Origin of the sequence: Epibacterium sp. MM17-32 (assembly GCF_022348205.1) — a bacterium.
Classification (GTDB): Bacteria; Pseudomonadota; Alphaproteobacteria; order Rhodobacterales; family Rhodobacteraceae; genus Epibacterium.
This window is the reverse complement of the sequence record NZ_JAKRFC010000036.1, coordinates 1-3258: the sequence shown is the minus strand read 5'-3', so window position 1 is coordinate 3258 and position 3258 is coordinate 1. Positions and strand designations below refer to the sequence as shown.

Genomic DNA, 3258 nt, shown 5'->3' with positions numbered 1-3258 from the left:
GGATACCGGCCCCCAGCGCCCAAAAGCATCGTCCCGATAGACCAAAGACCGACGATGCATTAACATTCAAATTGGACCACTCGATGGGGGCACATCACCCAATACCGGCCGGTTGCAAGATCACGAACAGTGTTCTGACTGATATCATATCCGCTCTTCTTGAGGTTCGCGATGAGATCAACCTCCCATTCATCCATCTCGATGCGATGGAGTGGCATTTCCAGTTTTAGCACGCCACCGTGCGCACCGAGCTTGTTCTTAGCGACAGCAATTCCTTTTCTGGCAGCAAGCACCTCGAACTTGTCGAGGTCCTGGATCCGACGTTCGATGGTGCTCTTGGAAACCTCCTTCAGGGGCAGCTCTCCACTGGCAAGCCGCACGGAATTGCGACGTCTGATTTCGGCATTGACGCTATCGTGGATATGGCTTGGGAGAAGCTGGTTTGGATGCAAATAGCTCTCGACAAACCCTTGGATGATCGCTTCACGTTCTGCATCGATACGCCGCGCGTTGCTTCCATTGAACGTGGATCTCTTCACGAACACCATGGGATCTTTGGAAAGTTCCCACTCCCGAAACCACGCCATAAAGGATGTTCTGCAAGGCGATCGTCGAAGCTCGATGCTGTCAAAACTGGCCCCGGCCGTTGTGACCCTCAATCCTTTCTTCAGCTTTTCGGTGACACGGCGCTCAAGCTCAGGCAAAAATTCCCCCCATCTTTCGGAGGATCGATTGGATAGTCCTGCAACTTCCATCTCAAGGAACGTTGTGCACCATGTCTCTTTCCAGAACGCGTCCAACTGGGCCTTCGTCGATATCCTCGACATCAAAGCGCGCCCAGCCACTGCCCGCCGGGCAACCTGGCGGCTTTCGAAATAACCGTATTGAACAGAAAACTGGCCTGCGTTGATGAGCTCTGAAAGCTCTGCATGGGTAAACGAAATGGGCCTTCCGTCGACTCGCAGAGGCTTCATCTCCACGAACATTCGGTCCACGTTGGTGATTATGTTGACTTCACCGTTGGCAACAATTGCATCGCACGTGGTCAAGCCCAGACGGATCGTTTCATGTTTCATGCTCTTCCCTTTCCTGGTGCGACCAAGGAATTCAGGGAGATGTGCTCACGCGTGTTTGCACAGAGCTGACCCGCGTAAATCGCACGAAACACGGCGCGGAAGGCTCTGGCACCCTGGCCAGACTTCTTAACCAGTTCATTGATCGGGACCTCGTCGAAGAGCGCGTCAATCAGCTCGCCGATCACGCTATCTGCATCCTGGTCAGGGCAGCGCCGAAAAAAGTTCAGAAGCTCCGCATTTCGAACTTCGACCTTGTTGCGCTCGCGTTCGGTGACCAAAGCGACAGTGTCAGCAAAGCCAAACGGCAAGTCGCGTTTGATGGCCTTCAACGTCTTTTTGAAGTTCAATCTCTCGACGCGCTCGGCGGGCTTAACGGCGATGGCCACTTTGTGACCATTCTTAAACTCTGCGAGGTAGTCGAACCTGTGGGTTCTCTGCCTGCCATTCTCGTCAACAAAGCTCACGGGTTTAGGTTGATCAAAGAGATTCCAGAGGCTGGGCATCGCCAGCGCCAGCAGGCACGTCTCGCGTTCTCCCTGACTGGCGCTGATGATCTGGCGCCAGTAATTTTCCGCAGGTGTCATGGCGATTGTGAAACCGCGCACGGTCAGTTTGGACCGTGCAGGATACATCAACCCAGCAACGGTCGGAAAAGGCGGACGATAGAAATCGTCATCTTCATAAGTTGTCATGGTATTTGCCAAGGCCACCGGTTCAACCCAGCGCCATCTGGCACTCCTTTATGATAGGGTGCAGGAAACCCGCTCGCAGAACAGCTCTGCGCGGTTGACGGGTTTCGAAAATTGAGTCATGAAGGAGATGCAAATGGGTATAAACTTTTGCATCTCAGGCCTTGCCAGAAGTGTGGAGCTTCTTGCGAGGCCTTTGCTTTTAGGGGGTCAGCATGTGTTTCTCCTTATCTTCAGGCGCTTCCAACGGCTCACCAAGCGGTTTGCCGATTGAGCTCGCCCGCGCGCGTTTTCCAATCAGTCTTCTCACCTACCGTACAACAGACAGAAAAACAGCTGTCTGTGAAAGGCTGACTCTGCCGGACGAATCCGGTGCTGAAAACAGTAACGAGGCGGCTGAGGGATTTCAAATTATTGTTTTAATTCATGCATTTACATCGAGTGCCTCAAAATTCGGAGGTCGATCTCCTTGGGACATTTCATCTGAGAGAATTGTCAGACGCCGCGGCTGCGCCGCCATTGCGGACAGGATCCATCGGGGTGAAACAAACCGGTGTTGAGCCAAGTTTTTTCAGATAAAAATCGTTCATTGTCATGTGTTTACGTCAGTAGGACCCAAGTCATATGGCAACCGATCAGCGCATACGAGGTTCGCGAAGCATACTTTAGGTTTCAGAATTTGCGGCAGCTCGCCCGCCACTTCGGCATAAGCCCTCTGCTTGTCCGAAAGCTCCTGCGCTTGACGCACATCGACTATATCCGTGATCTTTATAACGCCTACAAAGATGGGTGCAGCTGCGAGGCACTTGCCAAACAGAATGGCATGAAGCCTTCGACCCTATCGAAGTTGTTTAAGATCAGCAGGCTAAAGGTGTATCCCCGACATTCGCGGCCAAAGATTACACGCAAAAAGGCCTTGGCCATTTGGCGCTGGACTGGGACGATTAACAGCTTCGCCCGAAAAATGGGTGTCCATTGGCAAACGGCGCTTTCGCTTCACAAGGTTCTCGATCTCCCCCCCCCCCGAAGCCCCCCCCGAACCGCCTAGGTCGACCGCCTTCCCATCTGCGTGCGCCTGTGCAGTCAACCGAATTAGGATTTATTGATATCTTTTAAGCAGCGCTGCGGACTGGATCCGCAGTTCGTTGCGTTGCACACATAGACTGAGAAAATTCAGTACCAGCGCTCGCTACCGACGGTTTTCGAATGTGTCACAGACGGCACGAATAATGTGCTAGACTAACTCGCGCAAAACCTAGTTACCCGCGGGGACCAAGCCTGCCTGTGTCACGGCGTGCAGTCCGGGCAACTGGATCTATCGGATGAGCAGAGAACGCAAAATGTCAGAAAACAAGACAGTGACCCTCGAAGAACTGAGAGAAATGAAACGGAATGTGATGTGCCCCCATCGAGTGGTCCAATTTGAATGTTAATGCATCGTCGGTCTTTGGTCTATCGGGACGATGCTTTTGGGCGCTGGGGGCCGGTATCCT

2 protein-coding genes are annotated in these 3258 nt (G+C 53.0%); both read right to left on the bottom strand.

Annotation, left to right across the window (positions count from 1 at the left end; translation table 11 throughout):
* Positions 1-59: 59 nt before the first annotated feature.
* Positions 60-1076 carry a hypothetical protein gene (locus tag MHM88_RS23055; RefSeq protein WP_239369315.1) on the bottom strand — a complete coding sequence of 339 codons (1017 nt, stop codon included), beginning with the start codon at positions 1074-1076 and terminating at the stop codon, positions 60-62.
* Complete coding sequence (locus MHM88_RS23050; RefSeq protein WP_239369313.1) at positions 1073-1768, bottom strand: hypothetical protein; 696 nt, start codon at positions 1766-1768, stop codon at positions 1073-1075. Before MHM88_RS23050 ends, MHM88_RS23055 begins: the two co-directional genes overlap by 4 nt.
* Positions 1769-3258 lie beyond the last annotated feature (1490 nt).

What these genes read in the sequence shown, in the direction of transcription:
- MHM88_RS23050 (WP_239369313.1), bottom strand. Translation starts at nt 1,768, where the DNA reads ATGACAACTTATGAAGATGACGATTTCTATCGTCCGCCTTTTCCGACC.
- MHM88_RS23055 (WP_239369315.1), bottom strand. Translation starts at nt 1,076, where the DNA reads ATGAAACATGAAACGATCCGTCTGGGCTTGACCACGTGCGATGCAATT.